Annotated in this window: 19 protein-coding genes and 1 pseudogene; 6 read left to right on the top strand and 14 right to left on the bottom strand. The window is 62.2% G+C overall.

What is annotated here, in order from left to right:
- Positions 1 to 516, top strand: a 516-nt coding sequence (locus tag N554_RS0135195; RefSeq protein WP_029587738.1) for a YihY/virulence factor BrkB family protein, incomplete at its 5' end; no start/stop codon positions are given.
- Between the two features lie 22 nt (positions 517 to 538).
- On the opposite strand, the gene radC is transcribed toward N554_RS0135195, so the two are convergent.
- From radC to N554_RS0135180, 3 genes are all read right to left on the bottom strand, one after another.
- A complete protein-coding gene (radC, locus tag N554_RS0135190) occupies positions 539 to 1,249 on the bottom strand; it encodes a RadC family protein (RefSeq protein ID WP_029587737.1) in 711 nt (236 codons plus the stop codon).
- Between the two features lie 86 nt (positions 1,250 to 1,335).
- Complete coding sequence (map, locus tag N554_RS0135185; protein ID WP_029587736.1) at positions 1,336 to 2,160, bottom strand: type I methionyl aminopeptidase; 825 nt, start codon at positions 2,158 to 2,160, stop codon at positions 1,336 to 1,338.
- A 146-nt stretch (positions 2,161 to 2,306) separates the two neighbouring features.
- Positions 2,307 to 3,617, bottom strand: a complete 1,311-nt coding sequence (locus N554_RS0135180; protein ID WP_029587735.1) for a mechanosensitive ion channel family protein — start codon at positions 3,615 to 3,617, stop codon at positions 2,307 to 2,309.
- A 223-nt stretch (positions 3,618 to 3,840) separates the two neighbouring features.
- Between N554_RS0135180 and N554_RS0135175 the strand changes: the two genes are divergently transcribed.
- Both N554_RS0135175 and N554_RS0135170 read left to right on the top strand, forming a co-directional pair.
- Positions 3,841 to 5,634: a potassium/proton antiporter gene (locus tag N554_RS0135175; protein ID WP_029587734.1), complete on the top strand. Its 1,794-nt coding sequence runs from the start codon at positions 3,841 to 3,843 to the stop codon at positions 5,632 to 5,634.
- 260 nt (positions 5,635 to 5,894) lie between these two features.
- A complete protein-coding gene (locus tag N554_RS0135170; RefSeq protein ID WP_029587733.1) occupies positions 5,895 to 6,293 on the top strand; it encodes a thioesterase family protein in 399 nt (132 codons plus the stop codon).
- A gap of 148 nt (positions 6,294 to 6,441) precedes the next feature.
- Here N554_RS0135170 and modC read toward each other — a convergent pair whose 3' ends face one another.
- From modC to mepA, 5 genes are all read right to left on the bottom strand, one after another.
- The gene (gene modC / locus N554_RS0135165; protein ID WP_029587732.1) at positions 6,442 to 7,122 is read right to left on the bottom strand and encodes a molybdenum ABC transporter ATP-binding protein; all 681 of its coding nucleotides are present in this window, start codon (positions 7,120 to 7,122) and stop codon (positions 6,442 to 6,444) included.
- Positions 7,123 to 7,124: 2 nt separating this feature from the next.
- Positions 7,125 to 7,820, bottom strand: coding sequence for a molybdate ABC transporter permease subunit (modB, locus tag N554_RS0135160; protein ID WP_029587731.1), 696 nt, complete (start codon positions 7,818 to 7,820; stop codon positions 7,125 to 7,127).
- A gap of 5 nt (positions 7,821 to 7,825) precedes the next feature.
- Positions 7,826 to 8,611 carry a molybdate ABC transporter substrate-binding protein gene (modA, locus tag N554_RS0135155; RefSeq protein WP_029587730.1) on the bottom strand — a complete coding sequence of 262 codons (786 nt, stop codon included), beginning with the start codon at positions 8,609 to 8,611 and terminating at the stop codon, positions 7,826 to 7,828.
- Between the two features lie 192 nt (positions 8,612 to 8,803).
- Positions 8,804 to 9,013 (bottom strand): TOBE domain-containing protein, encoded by a 210-nt coding sequence (locus N554_RS0135150; RefSeq protein ID WP_029587729.1) that lies wholly within the window; start codon positions 9,011 to 9,013, stop codon positions 8,804 to 8,806.
- Between the two features lie 167 nt (positions 9,014 to 9,180).
- Complete coding sequence (gene mepA / locus N554_RS0135145; RefSeq protein WP_029587728.1) at positions 9,181 to 10,134, bottom strand: penicillin-insensitive murein endopeptidase; 954 nt, start codon at positions 10,132 to 10,134, stop codon at positions 9,181 to 9,183.
- A gap of 542 nt (positions 10,135 to 10,676) precedes the next feature.
- On the opposite strand from mepA, the gene N554_RS0135135 reads away from it, so the two are divergent.
- Together N554_RS0135135 and N554_RS0135130 are read left to right on the top strand one after the other, a co-directional pair.
- The gene (locus N554_RS0135135; protein WP_029587727.1) at positions 10,677 to 11,852 is read left to right on the top strand and encodes an ABC transporter substrate-binding protein; all 1,176 of its coding nucleotides are present in this window, start codon (positions 10,677 to 10,679) and stop codon (positions 11,850 to 11,852) included.
- 50 nt (positions 11,853 to 11,902) lie between these two features.
- Entirely contained in the window at positions 11,903 to 14,020 is a 2,118-nt protein-coding gene (locus N554_RS0135130; protein WP_029587726.1) for a methyl-accepting chemotaxis protein, read from the top strand.
- A gap of 34 nt (positions 14,021 to 14,054) precedes the next feature.
- Here the strand turns inward: N554_RS0135130 and N554_RS40745 are convergent.
- Together N554_RS40745 and lepA are read right to left on the bottom strand one after the other, a co-directional pair.
- Positions 14,055 to 14,159: pseudogene (locus tag N554_RS40745) on the bottom strand (antitoxin MazE-like protein); the annotation flags it as partial.
- A 122-nt stretch (positions 14,160 to 14,281) separates the two neighbouring features.
- Entirely contained in the window at positions 14,282 to 16,087 is a 1,806-nt protein-coding gene (gene lepA / locus N554_RS0135125) for a translation elongation factor 4 (protein ID WP_029587725.1), read from the bottom strand.
- Positions 16,088 to 16,201: 114 nt separating this feature from the next.
- On the opposite strand from lepA, the gene N554_RS0135120 reads away from it, so the two are divergent.
- The gene (locus N554_RS0135120) at positions 16,202 to 17,827 is read left to right on the top strand and encodes a glycosyltransferase family 39 protein (protein ID WP_029587724.1); all 1,626 of its coding nucleotides are present in this window, start codon (positions 16,202 to 16,204) and stop codon (positions 17,825 to 17,827) included.
- 155 nt (positions 17,828 to 17,982) lie between these two features.
- On the opposite strand, the gene N554_RS0135115 is transcribed toward N554_RS0135120, so the two are convergent.
- The 4 genes from N554_RS0135115 to N554_RS0135100 all read right to left on the bottom strand — a co-directional run bounded on the left by N554_RS0135115 (position 17,983) and on the right by N554_RS0135100 (position 21,171).
- Complete coding sequence (locus N554_RS0135115; RefSeq protein WP_029587723.1) at positions 17,983 to 18,312, bottom strand: HPr family phosphocarrier protein; 330 nt, start codon at positions 18,310 to 18,312, stop codon at positions 17,983 to 17,985.
- Positions 18,309 to 18,710 carry a PTS sugar transporter subunit IIA gene (locus N554_RS0135110; protein WP_024509305.1) on the bottom strand — a complete coding sequence of 134 codons (402 nt, stop codon included), beginning with the start codon at positions 18,708 to 18,710 and terminating at the stop codon, positions 18,309 to 18,311. The genes N554_RS0135115 and N554_RS0135110 overlap by 4 nt, the downstream gene beginning before the upstream one ends.
- Before the next feature lie 131 nt (positions 18,711 to 18,841).
- Positions 18,842 to 19,366, bottom strand: coding sequence for an HPr kinase/phosphorylase (locus N554_RS0135105; RefSeq protein ID WP_029587722.1), 525 nt, complete (start codon positions 19,364 to 19,366; stop codon positions 18,842 to 18,844).
- Complete coding sequence (locus N554_RS0135100) at positions 19,363 to 21,171, bottom strand: sensor histidine kinase (RefSeq protein WP_029587721.1); 1,809 nt, start codon at positions 21,169 to 21,171, stop codon at positions 19,363 to 19,365. Before N554_RS0135100 ends, N554_RS0135105 begins: the two co-directional genes overlap by 4 nt.
- Between the last annotated feature and the right edge of the window lie 117 nt (positions 21,172 to 21,288).

Here is a 21,288-nt window from a genome sequence, read left to right as displayed (position 1 = left end):
GAGCTGAATGCAATCTCCTTGACGTTCACCTTGGCTGCGATTGTCTTCGTGCTTGTGGCTTTGGGCGCGATGGTGGTGCTTCCGATCGCCTTGAATTACCTGGGCATTGCCATTGAAGCCGAGCTGGCGGTGAAAATTCTTCGATGGCCCGCACTGCTCATTGTGGTGATGGTTGGCCTTGGCCTTGTCTATCGTTACGGTCCTAGCCGCGCCAAGCCGAAGTGGCGGTGGATCACATGGGGCAGCGCCTTTGCTGCGATCGGGTGGCTCGCTGTTTCCATTCTGTTTTCCTGGTACACCGCCAACTTCGGCAATTACAATACAACCTACGGTTCACTCGGGGCGGTGATCGGCTTCATGGTCTGGATATGGCTCTCCATCATCGTCGTTCTTCTTGGGGCGGAATTGAACGCAGAGATCGAGCACCAATCCGCGCGGGATACGACGACAGGCGCTGCAAAGCCGATGGGTTTTCGCGGCGCCAAAATGGCCGACACAGTCGGAGCAAAGGCTTGAAAGGTCGGATCGCTCGGCTCGGCTAGATCAGCCGCAAACCCTTCATACTCGCATGCCCATTCTTGCCGACGATGAGGTGGTCGTGCACGGAGATGCCGAGCGGAAGCGCGATGTCGATGATGGCCTTGGTCATCTGGATATCCGCCTGCGAGGGCGTCGGATCGCCGGAGGGGTGATTATGCACCAGGATGATCGCGGTGGCGGACAATTCCAGCGCCCGCTTGATCACTTCGCGCGGATAGACCGGCGTATGGTCGACGGTGCCGATCTGCTGCACCTCGTCGGCGATCAGCTGGTTGCGCTTGTCGAGAAACAGGATGCGAAACTGCTCCTTGTCGGCGAATGCCATGCTGGTCCGGCAATAGTGGATTACGTCATTCCATGACGACAGCATGGTGCGCTGTTCCAATTGGCCTTTGGCGATGCGGCTCGCGGCGGCTGCGATCAATTTGAGCTGTGTGATCGTGACGTCGCCTACCCCAATAACTTCGCGCAGCCGTCCTTCGGGCGCGTGAATGACTTCGGCGAACGAACCGAACTTCTTGAGCAATGTTTTGGCCAGCGGCTTCATGTCGCGCCGAGGCTGCGCGGTGAACAGCACCATCTCCAGCAATTCGTAGTCGCTCAAGGCGTCGGGCCCGGCGCCATGAAAGCGACCGCGCAGCCGCTCGCGATGGCCGTGATAATGCGGCGCCTCAATAGGTTCGGATTGATCGCTGGTATCCGCAGGCATTGGCGCCGACAATATTAATGGGGCGCCCCAACCATGCCGTGTCGGCCAGGTTTTGCAACTGTGAACTTTCGATGAACCGGCAGATATTACGCCGCGGCCGGGGGCTTCTCGGCATGGCGTTGCGACAGCGTGAAGATTTCGACGCCGCCGGCGGTCACGCCGACCGAATGCTCGAATTGCGCCGACAGCGAGCGGTCGCGCGTCACCGCGGTCCAACCGTCCGACAGGATCTTCACATGCGGCTTGCCGAGATTGATCATCGGCTCGATGGTGAAGAACATGCCGGGCTTCAGCACCACGCCTTCGCCGGGCCGGCCGATATGAATGATGTTCGGCTCGTCGTGGAACATGCGTCCCAACCCGTGTCCGCAGAAGTCGCGCACCACGCTCATGCCCTGCGGCTCGACGAAGCTTTGAATGGCATGCCCGATGTCGCCGGTGGTGGCGCCGGGTTTTACGGCGGCGATGCCGCGCATCATCGCCTCATAGGTCACTTCGATCAGCCGTTCGGCTTTGCGGGCAATCGGTCCCACGACATACATTCGGCTGGAATCGCCATACCAGCCCTCGACGATGAAGGTGACGTCGATGTTGACGATGTCGCCTTCCTTCAGCACCCGGTCCCCCGGCATGCCGTGGCAGACCACGTGGTTGATCGAGGTGCAGGTCGAATAGCGGTAGCCGCGATACATCAGGGTGGCGGGATAGGCGCCATGACCGAAGGCGAAGTCGCGGACGAATTCGTCGATCCGCGAGGTCGGCACGCCCGGCTTGACGACATCGGTCAGTTCATCGAGGCACTTGGCTACCAGCGCGCCGGCCTTGCGCATGCCGGCAAACCCGCTCGGCCCGTGCAGCTTGATCTGCCCGGTTTTGCGCAAGGAGGTATCGGAGGCTTCGATGTAGCTCATGGGCGGATCGTGTCTTGGCGGGAGGTGATTTGAGAGCCTAATTTAATGATCGGAGCCCTCAGTGCAAGCCAAGCTTGGTGCGCAACCCCATCATGGCTCGGCCAGACCACCAAATTCCCCAAAGTGCGTTCGCCGCCAAAGCAGCATCAGGTCGAGACCTCGATGGGGGTGTCGACCGGCAGCGTACCGCCGCGAACGTAAATTTCGCGCACCGGATACGGCACGCGGATGCCCTCGCGCTTGAAGGTGTCCCACAGCGACAGCATGACCTCGCTCTTCACATTGTCCATTCCGTCCGGATCGGCAATCCAGAAGGTCAGGGCAAACTTCATCCCGGCCTCGGCGAATTCAGTCAGGATGCAGTTCGGCGGCTTGCCCTTGATGGCGCGTTTCGCCGCCGCCGCAACGTCGATGGCCAGCTTGCATACGAGTCGCGGATCGGCGTCATAATTGGTGCCGAAATTGACCTTCACCAGCGTGTTCTTGTCGGTGTAGGTCCAATTGACGACCTTCTGCGTCACCAGGTCTTCGTTGGGGATCAGGAACTCGCGGCCGTCGCCGGCGGCGACCGAGATATAGCGCGTATTCATCGCGCTGATGCGCCCCGAGCTGTCGCCGATGGTGACGAGATCGCCCGGCTTCACCGATTTATCCGCCAGCAGGATAATGCCGCTGATGAAATTCGCGACGATCTTCTGCAAGCCGAAACCGATACCGACACCGGCGGCACCGGAGAAGATCGCCAGCACCGAGAGGTTGATGCCCACCGCGCTCATCACGACCGCGATGGCGAATGTCATCAGCGCCACACGGATCATCTTGACCAGCAGCACCTGGATCGACGGCGTCAGGTCGCCGGATCGTGTGATGCGGCCTTCCACGAATTTGCTGGCGATATTGGTCAGCCATAGCGCGACGATCAGCAGCACGCCGAGCTTGATCACTAGCAGCGGCGTCAGCCGCAGGTCACCCAGCACGATCGAGACAGAGTCGAGCGCTTCGATGACCGGGCCAAGCTGGCCGATGATGCTCAACGCCGCCACCAGCCACGCCGACAGCGACACCAGCTTGACGATGAAGGCGTTGCGAATGACTGACGTCACGAGACGGATAATCAACCAGGCGACCGCAAGCTTGGCGGCAACCGCGAGCAGATAACTGCGGCTCGGCCAGGTCGAATGCACCATCGTGACGCGCGCCACGATCATCGATAGAGCGAACGCGGCCGTCGAAACGCTGCCGACCACTACGTGGATGAAGTGCCGCAACGGCAACGGCCAGCGCATGGCAAGCGAGGTCAAATCGAGCCGAGAACGGACGGCCGCCTGGGTCGCATATGCGATCCCGGCGCCCGTCAGTATCAGCCCCAGCTGCAGATAGAACCACGGCGAGGTGACCTCCGCGCCAACTGAACGGGCGGTGGAGAGCAGAAGTTCGCTGAGGTCATTCAGGTCCATCGTCAAATCTCGTCTTAAAGCAGACCGGCATAGACAAACTTGATTCGAATATCCGGCAGATTCCCATAACCGCGGCGCCGAGGCCATCGCTACAGCGCGCCATGAAGTCAGTTAACGTCGCGAAATCGGGTACATCGCCACTACAGGCAGAAAGGGGTTGGCGTGGAACTGTAGCGACGATAAGGATGCAATTGCAAGTATTTGCGCTCAACTGCGAAGGCTCATGGCTTCTCTCGACTCGGTCAGCATAACCATTCTTCTTGGCGCGGTTCTGGTCATGGCCGGCATCTTGTCGAGCCTGCTGGCACTGCGCTTTGGTGCGCCGTTGCTGCTGGTGTTTCTCTTGATCGGCATGCTGGCCGGCGATTCCGGACCCGGGCAGGTGCAGTTTAACGACGTGCGCACCACCTATCTGGTGGGTTCGGTGGCGCTGGCGCTGATCCTGTTCGACGGAGGTCTAAGAACGCGGTTTCAGAGCATCCGCGCCATATTGGCGCCGTCGATGGTGCTGGCGACGATTGGCGTATTGCTGACCGCGCTGATCACAGCACCGGTCGCCAAATATGCGCTCGACCTGAACTGGAGCGAAGCGCTACTGGTGGGCGCCGTGGTGGCGTCGACCGATGCCGCGGCGGTGTTTCTTTTGGTCCACGCGCAGGGCTTGCGGCTGCGCCCGCGCGTCGGCGCGACGCTGGAGGCCGAATCCGGCACCAACGATCCGTTCGCGGTATTCCTCACGCTGATGCTGGTCGAGTTCATTTCGATCGGCAGCAGCTCGCTCTCGCATGTCGCGCTGGAATTGACCCGCGAGGCCGTGCTCGGCGCCATCATCGGCGTGCTCGGAGGCCGCCTCGTGGTGCTGGCGCTTAATCGCGTCGCGCTGCCCCAGGGCCTGCACGCGCCCTTTGTCTGCACGGCCGCACTGGTGATTTTCGGCGCGGCGCAGATCGCGCACGCCTCGGGATTTCTGGCCGTGTATCTTGCCGGCATCATTATCGGCAACCGGCCGACCCGCGCGCATAATTCGGTGGTGACGTTCCTCGACGCCGCGACCTGGCTGGCCCAAATCGTGATGTTCGTGCTGCTCGGTCTTCTGGTCTCGCCGCAGCGGCTGCTGGCTAGCTTCATTCCTGCCGTGATCGTGGCGCTGGTGCTGATGCTGGTAGCGCGGCCGCTCGCGGTGTTTCTTTGTCTGGTGCCGTTTCGCTTCAACTGGCGGGAGAAGCTCTTCATCGCCTGGACCGGCCTGCGCGGCGCAGTCGCTATCTTCCTGGCGTCGATGCCGATGCTGGTCGGCTTGCCGAAGGCGTACCTCTATTTCGACGTCGCCTTTGTCGTCGTCATCATTTCGCTGTTGCTGCAGGGCTGGACGCTAGCCCCGGCAGCACGGCGGCTGCATGTGGCGCTGCCGCGGGCTGATCGCGGGCCGCGGCGTATCGAGCTTGATTTGCCCGGTCAGCTTGAACAGCAACTGGTCGGTTATTCCGTGCGCCCGAAGAGTCTGTATTTCCGGCGCGGCCTGATTCCGTCTTGGTCGAAGCCGACGCTGGTCATTCGCGACGAGCGGATTCTCTCGGCCGCGGAAGCCGATCCGATACTCCCGGGTGACTACATCTACCTGCTGGCGCCGCCCGAAAAAGCCGAATCGCTGGATCGATTTTTTGTCGACATGCTGCCGAGCACCGCACCCGATCCGCATCTGCTCGGCGATTTTGTTGTCTCCGGCGAGATCACGCTTGGCGATCTCGCTGCGATCTATGGCATGAACGTGGATGCTGAACAATCAAAGCTGACGCTGGCGGACTATTTCGACGTTCATCTCGATCATGCGCCGAAAGATGGCGCGACGCTGGCGCTCGACAGCATCGTTCTGGTCGCGCGCAGCATCAGCGGCGGCCGGGTCAGTGTCGTGGGCCTTCGGCTGCCGGAAGATGAGGCAGAACCCGCGCCGGTGACGCGCCTGGCATCGCTCAAGCGCAAGCTGTCGGAAATGTGGGAGTCGGTGGCGGGAGTTTAAGGCGGCGACCGGTAAATGCATGGCTGCGGTCTGGATTGCGGTCAGCATATTGCGACGCCGCGAATGTTCGACTGTTGCGGCGGTCCCTGCGACCGGAAAGTCAGCGTCGCATCGTCAGTCAATCACGCCATTGTCATTTCTGCGAGAAATCACGAGCAAGAGAATACGCGGGCGCCAAGCGCAGCCGATGTGTATTTTCCGGGTGGCCAGTCGCCATCTAAACGTCAACCGCAGGAACGCCGCAGATAGAGGATGATCGTATGCGCCAAATTCCGCTGGGAACAAAAGGAACGTTCACGTTGCGCGTACTGCCGGAGCATCTCGCCAATCAATTCAAGGACGCCATGTTGCCGCAGGTGCTGGCGACGCCCGTGATGGTCCTGATCATGGAAAACGCCGCCCTCAGCGCCATCAGGCCATTTCTGGACACGGGGGAGAGCGCGGTCGGTACCGCGATAGATGTACGGCATCTTGCCGCTACACCCGTAGGTCATGATGTTCGTGCCGAAGCCGAGGTCGTCAAGGTCGAGGGAAAACGAATCGACTTCAAGGTGTCGGCGAGCGACGAGATGGAAGAGATAGGCAGCGGAACTCATCGGCGAATGGTGATCGATCTTCGTTCGTTCAACGAGCGGCTTGCCAAAAAAAGCAGGCGGTAGGGTGTTTTCAAGCGAAGCGGAGACCGGTTCGCGTCAAGAAACGCGTCATTTTGCGCCGGCCGTATCGAATGAAGGAAATGTTCCACCAGGCGTTATCAAAACGCAAATTGCTGAGAGCAAGCTGTTCGGCAGTGCGGACTGGCAAACCTCAGGCCGGCGAGTTGGCCGCCGGCAACACTTCGGCTCCGCCGAACGCAATGACCCGCCCGCGCCGGATCATCACGATTTGGGTCGCCAACCGGCGCATTTCGTCGGCGTCGTGGCTGACATAGACCATCGGCACGCCGGCTTCGTCGCGCAGCCGCACCAGATAAGGCAGGATCTCCACCTTGCGCTCCTCGTCCAGCGACCCCAGCGGCTCATCCAGCAGCAGCAACCTGGGCTGCGCCAGCAGCGCGCGCCCCAAAGCCACGCGTTGACGCTCTCCGCCGGAGAGTTGGCCGGGCCGGCGATTGAGCAAATTGCCGATATCGAGCAACTCGGTGACTCGCGCGCGTTGCGCGGCATCGTCGGCAAGGCGGTTCATGCGGCGCCCGTAGTCGAGATTCTGGCGCACATCGAGGTGCGGAAACAGTCGCGCGTCCTGGAACACATACCCGATCCGGCGGCGATGCGCCGGAACATGCAAGCGCGCAGCGCTGTCGTCGAGGGTCTCGCCGTCGACAACGATGGTGCCGCGATCGGGCCGCAGCAATCCCGCGATCATGTTGATCAACGAGCTCTTGCCGGCGCCCGAGGCGCCGAACAGGCCAGTAACCCGGCCCTCGCTGGCGATCGAGGCTTCGATCGAGAATTCCCCGAGTTGCTTTGAGACGTCAACGCGCAGCATGATCAATTCCCATGCAGGCGCTGCATAGCGCGCCGCGCGAACCATTCGGACGCGATCAAGGCGCCCATCGCGATGACGATGGAAACGATCACCAGCCGCAGCGCCGCGGTATCGCCGTCCGGGGTCTGGATCAGCGAATAGATCGCAGAGGAAATGGTCTGAGTTTCGCCGGGAATGTTCGACACGAAGGTAATGGTCGCGCCGAATTCGCCGATCGCCTTGGCAAAGCCGAGCACCATGCCGGCCAGCACGCCCGGCAGCGCCAGCGGCAGGGTAACGGTTGTAAACACTTGCCAAGGTGCTGCACCAAGCGTGCCCGCAGCCTGCTCCAGCCGCCGGTCGATGGCTTCGATCGACAGCCGGATCGGCCGCACCAGCAACGGGAACGACATCACGCCGCAGGCCAGCGCAGCGCCGGTCCAGCGAAACGCGAACACGATGCCGAGATTGTCCGCGAGCCACGCGCCGACGAGGCCACGCCTGCCGAATGTCAGCAGCAGCAGATAACCGGTCACCACCGGCGGCAGCACCAGCGGGAGGTAAGTCAGCGCATCGACCACCGACTTGCCCCAGAAGTCGCGCCGCGCCAGCAGCCACGCCACGCCGATCCCAAGAGGCGTGGCCACCAGCGTTGCGACAACGGCGACCCGCAGCGACAGCAGGATCGCCGTCCACTCGGTTGGCGAGATATCGAACACGCTGCTCAGGTCGTTGGGCTCACCAAAAACCTGAAGCCATATTTTTCAAAGATGGCCTTGGCTGCCGAGGAGCGCAGGAACGCGAGATAATCAGTGGCTTCCGCCTTCGCGGTCGTCGTGGCTCCCACCGGATAGATGATCGGCGGATGGGAATTCGCCGGGAAGGTGCCGATGATCTTGACGCCGGGTTCGACCTTGGCGTCGGTCGAATAGACGATTCCGAGCACCGCTTCGCCGCGCGCCACCAGCGCCAGCGCTGCGCGCACGTTCTCGGTCATGGCGAATTTCGGCTCAACCGCGGCCCAAGCGCCAAGGTTCTCCAGAGACGCCTTGGCATATTTTCCGACCGGCACAGATTTTACGTCAGCTGTCGCGATTTTGCCGTCACCAACGAGCTTGGCGAGATCGAAGCCCGGCCTGATCTCAACATTCTCAATCTTGGAATCTTTCGGCGCGATCAGTACGATGCTGTTGCCGAGCAGATTGACGCGCGTCGCTTCATTGATGTTCTTCTTACCGATCGCATAGTCCATCCAGTCGGTATCGGCGGATACGAAAATATCCGCGGGCGCGCCCTGTTCGATCTGTTTTGCGAGCGCCGAGCTAGCGGCATAGCTCGCAACGATCTTGGCGCCGGTCTTCGCGGTGTAGGCGGCGTTGATGTCGTCGAGCGCGTTCTTCATCGAGGCCGCGGCAAACACGGTGAGGCTCTTGTCCTGCGCGAAGGCGGGCGCATAGGCTGATCCCCACAGGATGGTGAAGGCTGTGAACAGTCCGGCAAGACGATGCATTGTGGCGCTCCATGGGTGTCCGCGGCGCGCTTCTGGCGCGCCTAAATCAAACGGGGGTCGAGATCAAATGCGACAGGCGGAAGCGCCGTTCCGGCAATCCAGAGGATTTACGATCCGTCTGGACATCGCAACATCGAGCCTACAGCATCGTTGCGGTGAGGAAAAGGCACCACGTCGATCCAGCGCGCACGGTCAATCGACCGCGATCATCACATCGGATGCCTTTACCACCACGATGACCGAACTCTGGGCCTTGATGCCCAAGTCATCGACCGCTTCATTGGTGATCGAGGAGGTGACGATCTGGCCATTGCCGATATCGACGCGGACATGTGAGGTGGTCGCGCCCTTTTTCACTTCGACGACGGTGCCCTTGATCTGGTTACGTGCACTGATGCGCATCACGAGCCTCGCAGCATTGCTCTGCGCGCGACGTCGCGCAGTCGATGGCTATCGAATGAGAAGTCGGGACCACCGCCCCAAAAATGTCGCTTGCGCGTGCGGCGCGAGCGATTCTTGAGACTAGCGCATCTTGGAGCCGGATCAAATCAGGTTCGCGTCATCGGACGCTATTGCTTGGCGTCCGGCGCCGCCAGAACCTGGCGGCAGGCGGCCGGCAATTGTGCCAGTGTCATCGGCGGTTTCGGCTTCGGCGGCACCTTCGGCGGTTTCGGATGGAGCACCGAATCCTTGAACCAGTAAGCCAGATCGCTGGCGCTGCAGCCCTCGCCTTCCGACGGCTCCGGCTGGCTCTCGCATTCGCCGCTGCCGGCGGGACATCTGATACGGATATGAAAGTGATAGTCGTGGCCATACATCGGGCGCACCTTGGCGAGCCAGCCGCGGTCGCCCTTGGCTTCGCGGCACAGCGCTTTCTTGATCGCGGCGTTGACGAAAATGCGTTGCACCCTCGGCTCTTGCGCGGCGGCGCGGATCACCGCGAGATGGCGCGGCGTCCAGGCCTGCGGATCGATGTCGAGCCGGTCGGAGCGCACCATCATGACGGCGGACATTTCCTCGCGCTCGTTGCGTGACAATTGCCGGTTCGGCATCGGCGTCAGCCAGATATCGGCGTCGAGTCCGACTTGATGGCTGGCATGCCCGGTGATCATCGGACCGCCGCGCGGCTGCGACATGTCGCCGACCAATATTCCCGGCCATCCGGCCTCTTTAGGCACCTTGGCCGCCACGCGCTTGAGCAGCGCGACCATGTCGGGATGCGCCCAATTGCGGTTGCGCGACAACCGCATCACCTGCCAAGTCTCGCCATTGATCGGCAGCGCCTCGGCACCGGCGATGCAGCCCTTGGCGTAGAAGCCGACCACGCGCGTCGGCAGCGCCGCCGGCAACACCTTGCGTCCGAACAGCTCCTTGGCACCGAGCTTGGGATCGTTCGGGTTGGCCAGCGGCGGCAGCGGCTTTAATTCGACGCTACCCTTGTCCTGCGCCAGCGCGGCAGTGGCACTGGTGAGCACGGCAGACAGCAGCAGGAGCAGGAGGAAGAGAATCGGGCGAGGGTTCATTGGGTCACGCTATAGCGCAAGCCTAGCACGGAATCAGCATCCGACGAAAAGCCAGGCGCAATCGCCCGATTCCGCCCCCGGCCGGTTCGCAAGGCGGGCACGTGTGGCAGCGATCGTCATCGCGGGACTGGCGCTGAAGCCGGCACGCGCCGGTGGGAAGGTCCAGACCGACAAGTCACCCCAGCGCATGGCGGTCAGCGTTCGCATTGGTCGAGCGCAACGGACCGCACAACATGCGGATCGAGATTTCAAACTGGAGCGTGGACCGACAAAGGCTCGGCAACACTGACGTCGGATCGGCTTCCGACTGGGCTAGTGGAAACATTTCATTCAAGAAGTCTTAACCGACTCAACTTCAGATTGATGTTCCGCGTCAGCTCGTGCGGCGTCGGCGACGCAGTCGAATGAAAAATTAAGTGATTCTGAAGGTATCCCGATCACAATGGCGCAATCCATGCCGTGATGCCGGGCCGGCAAAACGTCATCGGACATCGCAAGCCGGCAAATCCGGTCGAGCGTCACACCTGCGAAGGAAGTTTGATATGCGAGCCTCTACCCTCAATGCGCTTCCCGTTGTCTTAGCCGCCCTGCTTGCGACCGCTATTCCGGCATTCGCCGAAGACGGCGTCTCCGCCGACAAGATCGTGTTTGGTCAGGCAACGGCGCTGGACGGCCCGGCCTCGGCGTTGGGCCAGGGCATGAAAACGGGTCTGGAGGCGGCGTTCGCCGAGGTCAACAAGGCCGGCGGCGTGAAAGGCCGGAAGCTCGAACTCAAGAGCATGGACGACGGCTACGAACCGACCAGGTCGATCGAAGCCGTCAAGAAGCTGCTCGAGGAAGACAAGGTGTTCGCCATCGCCGGCGCGGTTGGCACGCCGACGTCAGCGGCCACGCAGCCGATCGCGACCGCCGCAGGGGCGCCCTTCATCGGCGCTTTCACCGGCGCCGAGTTTCTGCGCGAGCCCTACAAGCCCCTGGTGATGAATATCCGCGCCAGCTACTTCCAGGAAACCGAAGCCATGGTCGAACATCTGACCAAGGATCTCGGCGCGTCCAAGATTGCGATCATGTACCAGGACGACGCCTTCGGTCAGGCAGGCCTTGCCGGCGTCAAGAGGGCGCTCGACAAGCGCCAGATGCAGCTTGCCGGCGAAGGAACCTTCGAGCGCAACACGGTGGCGGTAAAAACCGCGCTATTGGCGATCAAGAAGGCCGAGCCGCAGGCCGTCATCATGATCAGCCCCTACAAGCCTGCCGCCGAGTTCATCAAGCTGGCCAAGCAGATCAAGCTCGACGTCACCTTCGTGAATATCTCCTTCGTCGGGTCTGATGCGTTGGCCAAGGAACTCGGTGCAGCCGGTGCCGGCGTCGTGGTCACCCAGGTCGTGCCGTTCCCGAAAGACGCCACTATCCCGGTCGTCGGCCGCTATCAGTCCGCGCTCAAGGCGAGCGCCCCCGACGCTCAGCCGGGCTTCGTCTCGCTGGAAGGCTACTTGGTCGGGCGGGCGATCATCGCGGCGCTGGAAAAGGTCGGCGGCGAAATCACCCGGAAGGCTCTGTTCGAGGCGGTGCAAAAAGCCGGCAGCTTCGATCTCGGCGGCTTCAAGCTCGCCTATAGCCCCACCAGCAATCGGGGCTCGGATCAAGTGTTCCTGACGGTGATCCAGGCCGACGGCAGCTTCAAGGCGGTCAGTCGCCTCGAGAAGTCCGGGTCGTAACCACACGAGGCTGCACCGCAGAACCAGCAACTGCTCCTTGGAGAAAGACCATGAAGACCGCGACGTCCTGGTATCACCTTGGCCTTTGCGGTCGACTATTCACCGCTTTTGGGGTGGTCGCTGCGCTCACCGTGCTGGCGAGCTGCAGCGCGATCATCTCCTATGACATCCTTGGGCGTTCGCTCGGTGCTATCGCGGACAAGAGCCTGCCGGAGATCACCCGCGCGTCCAAGGTCGTCAAGGCCGCCGGTGAAGTCGCCGCGGCCGCACCGCGCCTGCTCGCCGCAACCGATGCGGCCGAACGCGAGCGCGCCTCAAAGGTTTTGACCGCGGCCCGCCAGGAACTCACGGGGGCCATCGGCGCACTCGGCGCGGAGGATGCTGCAAGGCTCAATCAGACCGCCGACCGCATCCTGGTCAATCTCGACCGGCTGATGCAATCGGTCGCCGAGCGCCAGAGCATTGCCGCCTCCCGCGAGGCCCTGGTCGCCAATCTCCGGAGATCCCACCAAAAGCTCGCCGAAAAACTGTCGCCGATGGCCGACGACGCCGGGTTCACCCTGACGATCGGCCTGCAGACCGCGGCGGATAAAAAGGACCTGGAGGTCGTCCAGAAGACACTGGCGGCGCTCGCGGACAACGAACTCGTCGCGCTGCAGGCAATTCTGGATTTGCGCGCCGAATCCAACCTGCTGTTGGGAATCCTTGTCGAAGCGGCCGACTTGCCGTCGGCCGATCTGCTGCCGCCGGTCAAGGACCGCTTCACCGCCACCGCGGGCCGGCTTGCAAAGGCAGCGGCCGCCTTCAAGGATGGCGAGACATCGAAACTCATCGATGATCTGGTCAAGACCGGCAAGAGCACCGGCAATGTGTTCGACCTGAAGCAGAACGAATTGCTTGCGGAGAAGACCGGCGCTGGCGTGGTGATGGAAAACCGTACGCTGGCCCAGGAATTCGAAAAGGAAGTTGGAAGCTTGGAGGCGCGCAGCGAGGCGGCGGCCGCAAGCGCGGTCCGCTCCTCCGAAGCGGAGATCCGGCAGGGCCGGATCGTCCTTATCGCGCTGGCGCTGGCAAGCCTGGCTACGGCGCTGATCATCGGCTGGTATTATGTCGGGCGTGGTGTCGTGCGCCGCCTGGTGCGGCTGCAGAGCAGCATGAAATCCATTGCCTCAGGCGACCTGGGGGCGGAGATCGCGACCGGCGGTTCGGATGAAATTGCCGACATGGCCGCAGCGCTTCAGGTCTTCAAGGACAACATGGTGGAATCCAACCGGCTGCGCGCCGAACGCGCAGACGCCGAAACACAGGCCCATGCCCAGCGGCGAGTTGAAATGCGCAAACTCGCCGACGAGTTCGAGGCCGCCGTTGGAGAGATCGTGCAGACGGTATCGCTGGCTTCGACGGAACTGGAGAAGTCGGCAGGTACTCTGACCAGGACCGCCGAGGAAACCGAGCAGCTTTCCGGAATGGTCGAAGCGGCCTCCGGGGAAGCCTCAACCAATGTCAGGTCGGTCGCCGCCGCCACCGAGGAGATGACGGCCTCGATTTCCGAGATCAGCCGGCAGGTGCAGGAGTCGAACCGGATCGCCGGAGAGGCCGTGGACCAGGCCCAGGTCACCGACACGCGCATCAACGAATTGTCGAAAGCGGCCTTGCGGATCGGCGACGTGGTCAATCTGATCACGACGATCGCGGAGCAGACCAATTTGCTGGCGCTGAACGCCACGATCGAGGCCGCTCGCGCCGGGGATTCCGGGCGCGGCTTTGCGGTTGTGGCGCAGGAGGTGAAAGCGCTCGCCGCGCAGACCGCCAAGGCGACCAATGAAATCAGCAGCCAAATCGCCGGGATGCAAGTTGCCACCCAGGATTCGGTCGTGGCGATCAAGCAGATCGGAACCACGATCGGCCGCATCTCGGAAATTGCCGCCATGATCGCGACCTCCGTCGGCCAGCAAGGCGCCGCCACGGAGGAAATTGCTCACAATGTCGAGCAGGCCGCACAAGGTACCTCCCAGGTCGCCGTCAATATCGTCGACGTCAACAAGGGAGCTCGCGAGACCGGCTCGGCCTCCGCCAAGGTTCTCGCCTCGGCGCAGTCATTGTCCGGCGAAAGCAACCGCCTCAAGCTCGAGGTCGGCAAGTTCCTCGACTCGGTGCGCGCGGCCTGACGGGAAAAGCAATGTTTTCCGGATGCTGCGTCAATCAGCTTTGTCTCACGGCGGATCTCCGCAAGCACCTTGGGATCGCGCAGATCGGGCACCAATGCTGCAACGGACGTAACCCTCGCGCGCGCAAACGCTCGCGGCGCCATGTGCTGTCACAATGTTTGGGGTTTTGTTTTCGGTGCCGGCAGTAGTTGAACGTAACATGTTACGTTCGCCAAATTCGATGGCCGGCTTGCAATTTGCGAGTACAAAAAGTTTCGCGCCTCAGCTATCCACCTTCAGCGCCGCGATAAAAGCTTCCTGCGGAATGTCGACCTTGCCGAACTGCCGCATCTTCTTCTTGCCTTCCTTCTGCTTCTCCAGAAGTTTGCGCTTGCGGGTGATGTCGCCGCCGTAGCATTTCGCGGTGACGTCTTTGCGCAGCGCGCGCACGGTTTCGCGCGCGATCACCTTGCCGCCAATCGCCGCCTGGATCGGAATCTGGAACATGTGCGGCGGGATCAGCTCCTTCATCTTCTCGACCATCGCGCGGCCGCGCCCTTCTGCGCGCTGGCGGTGTACCAGCATCGACAGCGCATCGACCGGCTCGTTGTTGACGAGGATTTGCATTTTCACGAGGTCGGCCGGCTTGTAGTCGGTCAGGTGATAGTCGAACGACGCATAGCCCTTTGAAACCGACTTCAGGCGGTCGTAGAAATCGAACACCACTTCGTTGAGCGGCAGCTCGTATTTCACCATCGCGCGATTGCCGACGTAAGTGAGCTCTTTCTGCACGCCGCGCCGGTCTTGGCACAGCTTGAGCACGCTGCCGAGATATTCGTCGGGTGTCAGGATCGTGGCCTCGATCCAGGGCTCCTCGATCTCGGCGATCTTCACCGCGTCGGGCATATCGATCGGATTGTGAATCTCGATCGCCTGCCCGTCGGTTAGGTGCATCTTGTAGATCACCGACGGCGCGGTCGCGATCAGGTTGAGATCGAATTCGCGCTGCAGCCGCTCCTGAATGATCTCCAGATGCAGCAGCCCGAGAAAGCCGCAGCGGAAACCGAAACCGAGTGCAGCCGAGGTTTCCATCTCGAACGAGAAGCTGGCGTCGTTGAGGCGCAGCTTGCCCATCGCCGCGCGCAGCGTTTCAAAATCGTCGGCATCGACCGGGAACAGACCGCAAAACACCACCGGGATCGCGGGCTTGAAGCCCGGCAGCATGTCCGTCACCGGCTTGCGGTCGTCGGTGATGGTATCGCCGACGCGGGTGTCGGCCACTTCCTTGATCGCGGCGGTGATGAAGCCGATTTCGCCGGGGCCGAGTTCCTCGATCTGCTGCATCTTCGGCGTGAAGAAGCCGACGCGCTCGACGTCATAGGCGGCGTTGGTGCCCATCATCCGGATGCGCTGGCCTTTTTTCATCACGCCGTCGACGATCCGGACCAGCACCACGACGCCGAGATAGACGTCGTACCAGCTGTCGACCAACAGCGCCTTCAGTGATGCGTCGCGGTCGCCCTTCGGCGGCGGCAGCCGGTGCACGATAGCTTCCAGCACGTCGTCGATGCCAAGCCCGGTCTTCGCCGAGATCATTACCGCGTCTGACGCGTCGATTCCGATCACGTCCTCGATCTGCCGCTTGACCTGATCGGGTTCCGCCGCCGGCAGGTCGATTTTGTTCAGCACCGGCACGATCTCATGCCCCGCGTCGAGGGCGTGGTAGACGTTGGCCAGCGTCTGCGCCTCGACGCCCTGGCTGGCATCGACCACCAGCAGCGAGCCCTCGCAGGCCGCCAGCGAGCGCGAAACCTCGTAGGCGAAGTCGACATGGCCGGGGGTGTCGATCAGATTGAGGATGTAGGTCTTGCCGTCCTTGGCCGGATAGGTCAGCCGCACTGTCTGCGCCTTGATGGTGATGCCGCGCTCGCGCTCGATATCCATCGAATCGAGCACCTGTTCCTTCATCTCGCGCGCCTGCAAGCCGCCGGTGGTCTGAATCAGGCGGTCGGCCAGCGTCGATTTGCCATGGTCGATATGCGCAACAATGGCGAAGTTGCGAATGTTGGAAATAGGGATGGATGTCATGGGCGCGGGATAGCATTGGCATCCCGACGCGGCAACCATAATGCGCGCCGTTTTAGCGGGCTTCTTCACGCCAAGCTGATTCCACTTACGGCGAAAACGCGCTACCCAGAGGCCATGTCAACTGCCTCAGTTTTGCCTGCGACTTCGCGTGCGCGCCGCGGGCCGACCATCCGGCGCCTGGCGGCGTGGCTTGCGGCGCGCGCCAGCGATCCGCAAGCCGGCCTTTGGCTGGTGATCGGCTTTGCCGCCGCACATGCGGTGCTGTGGACCTTGATCCTGATCAATCTCAAGGCGGCACAGGACGTCCATATGGATGTCGCGGAAGCCTTCGCCTGGGGCCAGAAATTCCAGCTTGGTTATGGCAAGCATCCGCCGCTCGCCGGCTGGGTTGCAGGTCTCTGGTTCAAGATCTTTCCGGTCGCGGACTGGGCCACTTACGCGCTGGCGATGGCGACGCTCGGCGTTGGCCTGGTGATCTGCTGGCTGATTGCGCTGCGCGTGGTCGATCGCCGCCGCGCTTTCTTTGTCGTGGTGATGCTCGCGCTCTATCCGATCTTCAACTTCAAGGGTGTTAAGTACAATCCGGATCTCTTGCAGCTGGTGACCCTGCCGCTGGTGGTGTTGGCCTATCTGCATGCGTTCGAAAGACGCAGCGTGAAATCGGGCCTGTGGCTTGGGCTGGCCGGCGCGCTGGCGTTGATGACGAAATACTGGGTGTTGACCATGATCGGCGCCATCGCGCTCGCCGCGGTCATTCATCCTGACCGGCTGAAGTTCCTGCGCTCGCCGGCGCCGTGGGTCGCCATCGTCACTTTGATGGTCGCCATGATTCCGCATCTGGTCTGGCTGAAAGAAGTGGACTTCGTGCCGCTGACCTATGCCGGCGACACCTATGGACTATCGAGCCGTGCACAAGCCATTCAACTGGTGCTCGGTTACATCGGTCACAATTTCGCGCTGCTCGCGGCACCCGTTGCGCTGGCGGCGATTGCCCTGGCACTGCCATCCCGATGGTGCGCGAAATTGGCGCGGCAACCGTTGGCGCGGTTCACGCGTGCATGGTCGCGCGGCGAAAATCCCGGTGTGAATATGCCGCAGGCGCTCAACATCTGGATCATCCAGATTGTGGTCGCGATCGGACCGCCGCTTGGCGCCTTATTCTTCACGATCTATATGAAAACCGATTGGGGAATCTCGTTGTTCTTCCTGACGCCGCTGGCGCTGGTTGCGATTCCGGCGCTGCGCCTGCAAAGGATTGCGCTGTTTCACCTGGCCGCGATCTGGCTGGCCATCACGCTCGGGGTGCTCGCCGCCTCGCCCTACATCGCCGCGGAAGAGATGGCGGTGAATTCGAAGGGGGCCGCGACCTACGGCGCGCGATCCGAACTGGCCCGTGAACTGACCCAAGCCTGGCAGACACGTTTCCATACGCGATGGGCGGTGGTCGCAGGCACTACGAACGTCGGCGAGCCCATGACGTTCTACAGTCCCGATCATCCGATGCCGTTGACGCCGGGCGAGATCTGGTCGTCGGGGCTGACGTCGCTCGAGGAGGCCAAGCGGTTCGGGTTCATCGGCATCTGCGACACCACCGACTGGCGGCTGGCGGCTTGCGAGGCGTGGATGGCGGCCAATGCCAAGGATGCCGAGCAACTGGCGATCACCACGCAACGGTTCTTCCGCGGCCATCCCGGCCCGGCGACCAGCTGGAAAATCTACATCGTGCCGCCGGCGAAATAATTTGGTTCACCTCTCCACGCTTGCGGGGAGAGCTCGGAGGCGAAGTCTCCGGGTGAGGCGACTTACCGCGCACTTCATCTCAGAATTTGCGGAAGCGGACCCTCACCGCAACCTTCTCCCCGAAAGGGCGGGGCCAGCGAGCGCCTCCCAGCGAGTCACGTGCCTTCTTCGTTGAACTTGCTGCCGACCAGTTCGGTGATGGCATCGATCGCGGCTTGCGCTTCGGGACCGGTCGCGGAAACGACGATCGACGTGCCGGGACCCGCGGAGAGCATCATCAGTCCCATGATGGAAGTGCCGCCCACCGTCTCGCCGCCGCGCGTCACCCAGACTTCGGCATTGAACCGCTCAACCAGCTGAACGAATTTTGCCGAAGCGCGCGCGTGCAGACCGCGTTTGTTGATGATGGGAATTTCGCGAGACACCGCGCCCGGCGGGACACTTGGCCCGGCATCATGTTCAGGCGACGGGGCGTCGTCGCTCATTTGCCGGCAAGTACCCGGCTCGCGATGGTGACGTATTTACGGCCGGCCTCCTGGGCCATCGCGATAGCGTCGGGAAGCGACCGCTCTTCGCGAACCTTGGCGAGCTTGACCAGCATGGGAAGATTGATTCCGGCGAGTACTTCCACCTTCGGGCGACTCATGCAGGAGATCGCCAAGTTCGAAGGGGTGCCGCCGAACATGTCGGTGAGGATAGCGACGCCGTCACCGCTGTCGACGCGATTGACCGCTTCAATGATGTCGCTTCGGCACAAATCAGAGTCGTCTTCGGCTCCAATCGTGACGGCTTCGATTTGCTTCTGCGGACCCATGACATGTTCGAGCGCCGCCTTGAACTCGTCGGCAAGGCGCCCATGGGTCACCAGCACTAGACCAATCATCGGAAACTCCTCGCGGGTGCTTTTGGTGCACCGCACGAACGCGCCACATTGACCATCCAGAGCCCCCGCGCAAGAGGGGGTCTTCGCGATTCTCCCGGAATTCAGCGTTAGGAGGGGGAGCCTGCGCCGGTTTATTCGGTGGCGATATTGGTACTTATATGGTTACCAATTTCTTTTAGACAATTATCAGAAGGTTGGGTGGGCAAACCGCCGGTTGTGGTAAGCGCGGCAACAACCAGCGCAAGGGGGACATAGTCCGCCCCGACCGGAATTCGCGGTATCCTTACACCGCGAATGTCCGCCAGGAGCGCCGCCGGTGGCGGCAGGCGTTCCGCGTCCGTAGCGCAGAGATCGACAACCAGCCCGACGATGGCCTCCTTTGCGAACTCGCAGCGGCGAATGCCTAACCCGCGAATTTCGATTAGCCCGGCTAACTCCCGCACGGGACGGACGACCAGATGCCCCTGGCTCACTTCAAGGTGGACCCGATCGTCGCCGACCAGGACGGCGGGGGGTATTTGTCCCGAACGTCCGGCAACGATGAGGTCGAACGCGAGATGCGATTTGCCGGCGCCGGATGGCCCGCGGATCAGCACGGCCCGATTTTCAACCAGCACCGCAGAGGCGTGGACGCTTGCAGCTGTTGCATCGGTCATGGCGCGGGCAGCCTGACGATAAAGCGCGCGCCCGCAACCGTCGCTTCGCCGTCAGGGCCGACCGGGCCGGTGCGATTCTCGGCCCAGATGCGCCCGCCATGCGCCTCTATGATCTGCTTGGAGATCGACAGTCCCAGTCCGGAATTTTGTCCAAACCCCTGATGCGGCCGGTCGGTGTAAAAGCGCTCGAAGATTCGCTCGAGTGCATCTTCGCGAATGCCCGGACCATCGTCATCGATGACGACTTCGATTTCCGATTTCACGCGGCGGCAGACGATGCGCACCTTGCCGCCGGACTGGGAAAACGACCGGGCGTTGACCAACAGGTTCGAAATCACCTGTCCGAGCCGGGAGTCATGGCCCGGCACCGAGAAGGTGTCGGCGGGGCTTCGGCCCTCGAAGCGGGCTTCAACGGCGATGTCGTGGCCGAGCCGGGTTTCATTCGCCACCGAGGTGAGGGTGTTGAGCAGGCGGCGAAGGTCGACCGGCGCCACATCCTGGCGCTGCAGTTCGGCATCGAGCCGGCTGGCATCGGAAATGTCGGAAATCAGTCGATCGAGCCGCTTGACGTCATGCTCGATCACCGCCAGCAGCCGCGAGCGGCTGTTCTCGTTGCGCGCCAGGGGGAGGGTTTCGACCGCTGATCGGAGCGAAGTCAGCGGGTTCTTCAATTCATGGGCGACGTCGGCGGCGAACATCTCGATCGCCTCGATGCGGTTGTACAGCGCATCCGTCATGTCGCGCAGCGCGCCGGAGAGATGCCCGATCTCGTCGCGGCGGCGGGTGAAATCGGGGATCTCGACGCGGGTCCGGATGCGGCGGCGGACCCGCTCGGCGCTGTCGGCGAGCCGGCGTACCGGGCCTGCGATGGTGCTCGCCAGCAGCAATGACAGCACGATCATGACGACGGAAGCCACGCCGCCAACTTTCAAGATCGCGAGCCGCTCGGCAGTCACCATGTGGTCGATATCGTCGCCCTGGGTCGAGAGCATCAGCGCGCCACGTATGTCGCGGGATCGCTGCACCGGCACGGCGACCGAGACGATCACCTCACCGCGATCGTTGACGCGCACCATGCTGCTCTTCTGGCCCTTCAGCGATTGCGCGACCTCCTGATAGCCGTTGCCGTTTTCAGGTCCGAGCTCGCGATAAAGCGGAAGGTCGCCGCGGTTGAGCCAGGTGCGGATCGCGATCATCGTTCGCTCCGCGAGGCCCGGTTTTTGGATCGACGGCGGCGGCAGTTCGAAGCGCAGCACGTTCTCGAGATTGCGGCTGTCGAGGATCAATCCACCGTCGCGATCGAAAATACGAGCACGGGTTTTGGTCGGCGAAATCAGCGTGCGCAAGACAGGCGCGACGCGCTCCGGATTGATCGGGAAAACGAACCCGGAATAGTCGTCCGGAGCGCCGTAGCTTTCACCGGGCTTCAGATCTTGCAGCCGGTCGGGATCGATGGTGATGGTATTGGTCTGGACGGTGGCGGAGGCTGCGATCGCACCCGCAATGATCTCGGCCTGCACCAACAGGCTTTGCGCCCGCGCGTCGATCAGGCCGGCGCGGAATTGCGAGAGATAGAGGATGCTCGCGACCAGCGCGACGAGGCCGGCGAGATTCAGCGAAACGATGCGACGGGTGAGGCTGGAGAAGCTGAGCGCGAAAAAGAATTGGCCGGCCCGGCGCAGCCAGCCAAGCGGCCGCTGCCATCCCTGCGCGGGCGGGGCTTCAACGGCAACGTTGTCCAGAACGAGGGGCGGTGAGGCACCCTCGCCATTCAGGCTAGGATCAGGCTGTGGTCGATCAAGCAATGGCCAAAACTGCCGGTTGTTTCGATTGCGTCCTCAAAGATGCGCATTGTGCTCTCGCATCCTACCCGAGATGCGCGGCGCCGTCAGTTAACAAACCGCGCGTGATGGGATCGCAAA

This window comes from Bradyrhizobium sp. URHD0069, from assembly GCF_000701345.1.
In the GTDB taxonomy this organism is placed as follows: Bacteria; Pseudomonadota; Alphaproteobacteria; order Rhizobiales; family Xanthobacteraceae; genus Bradyrhizobium.
This window is presented reverse-complemented; position numbering and strand designations above follow the sequence as displayed.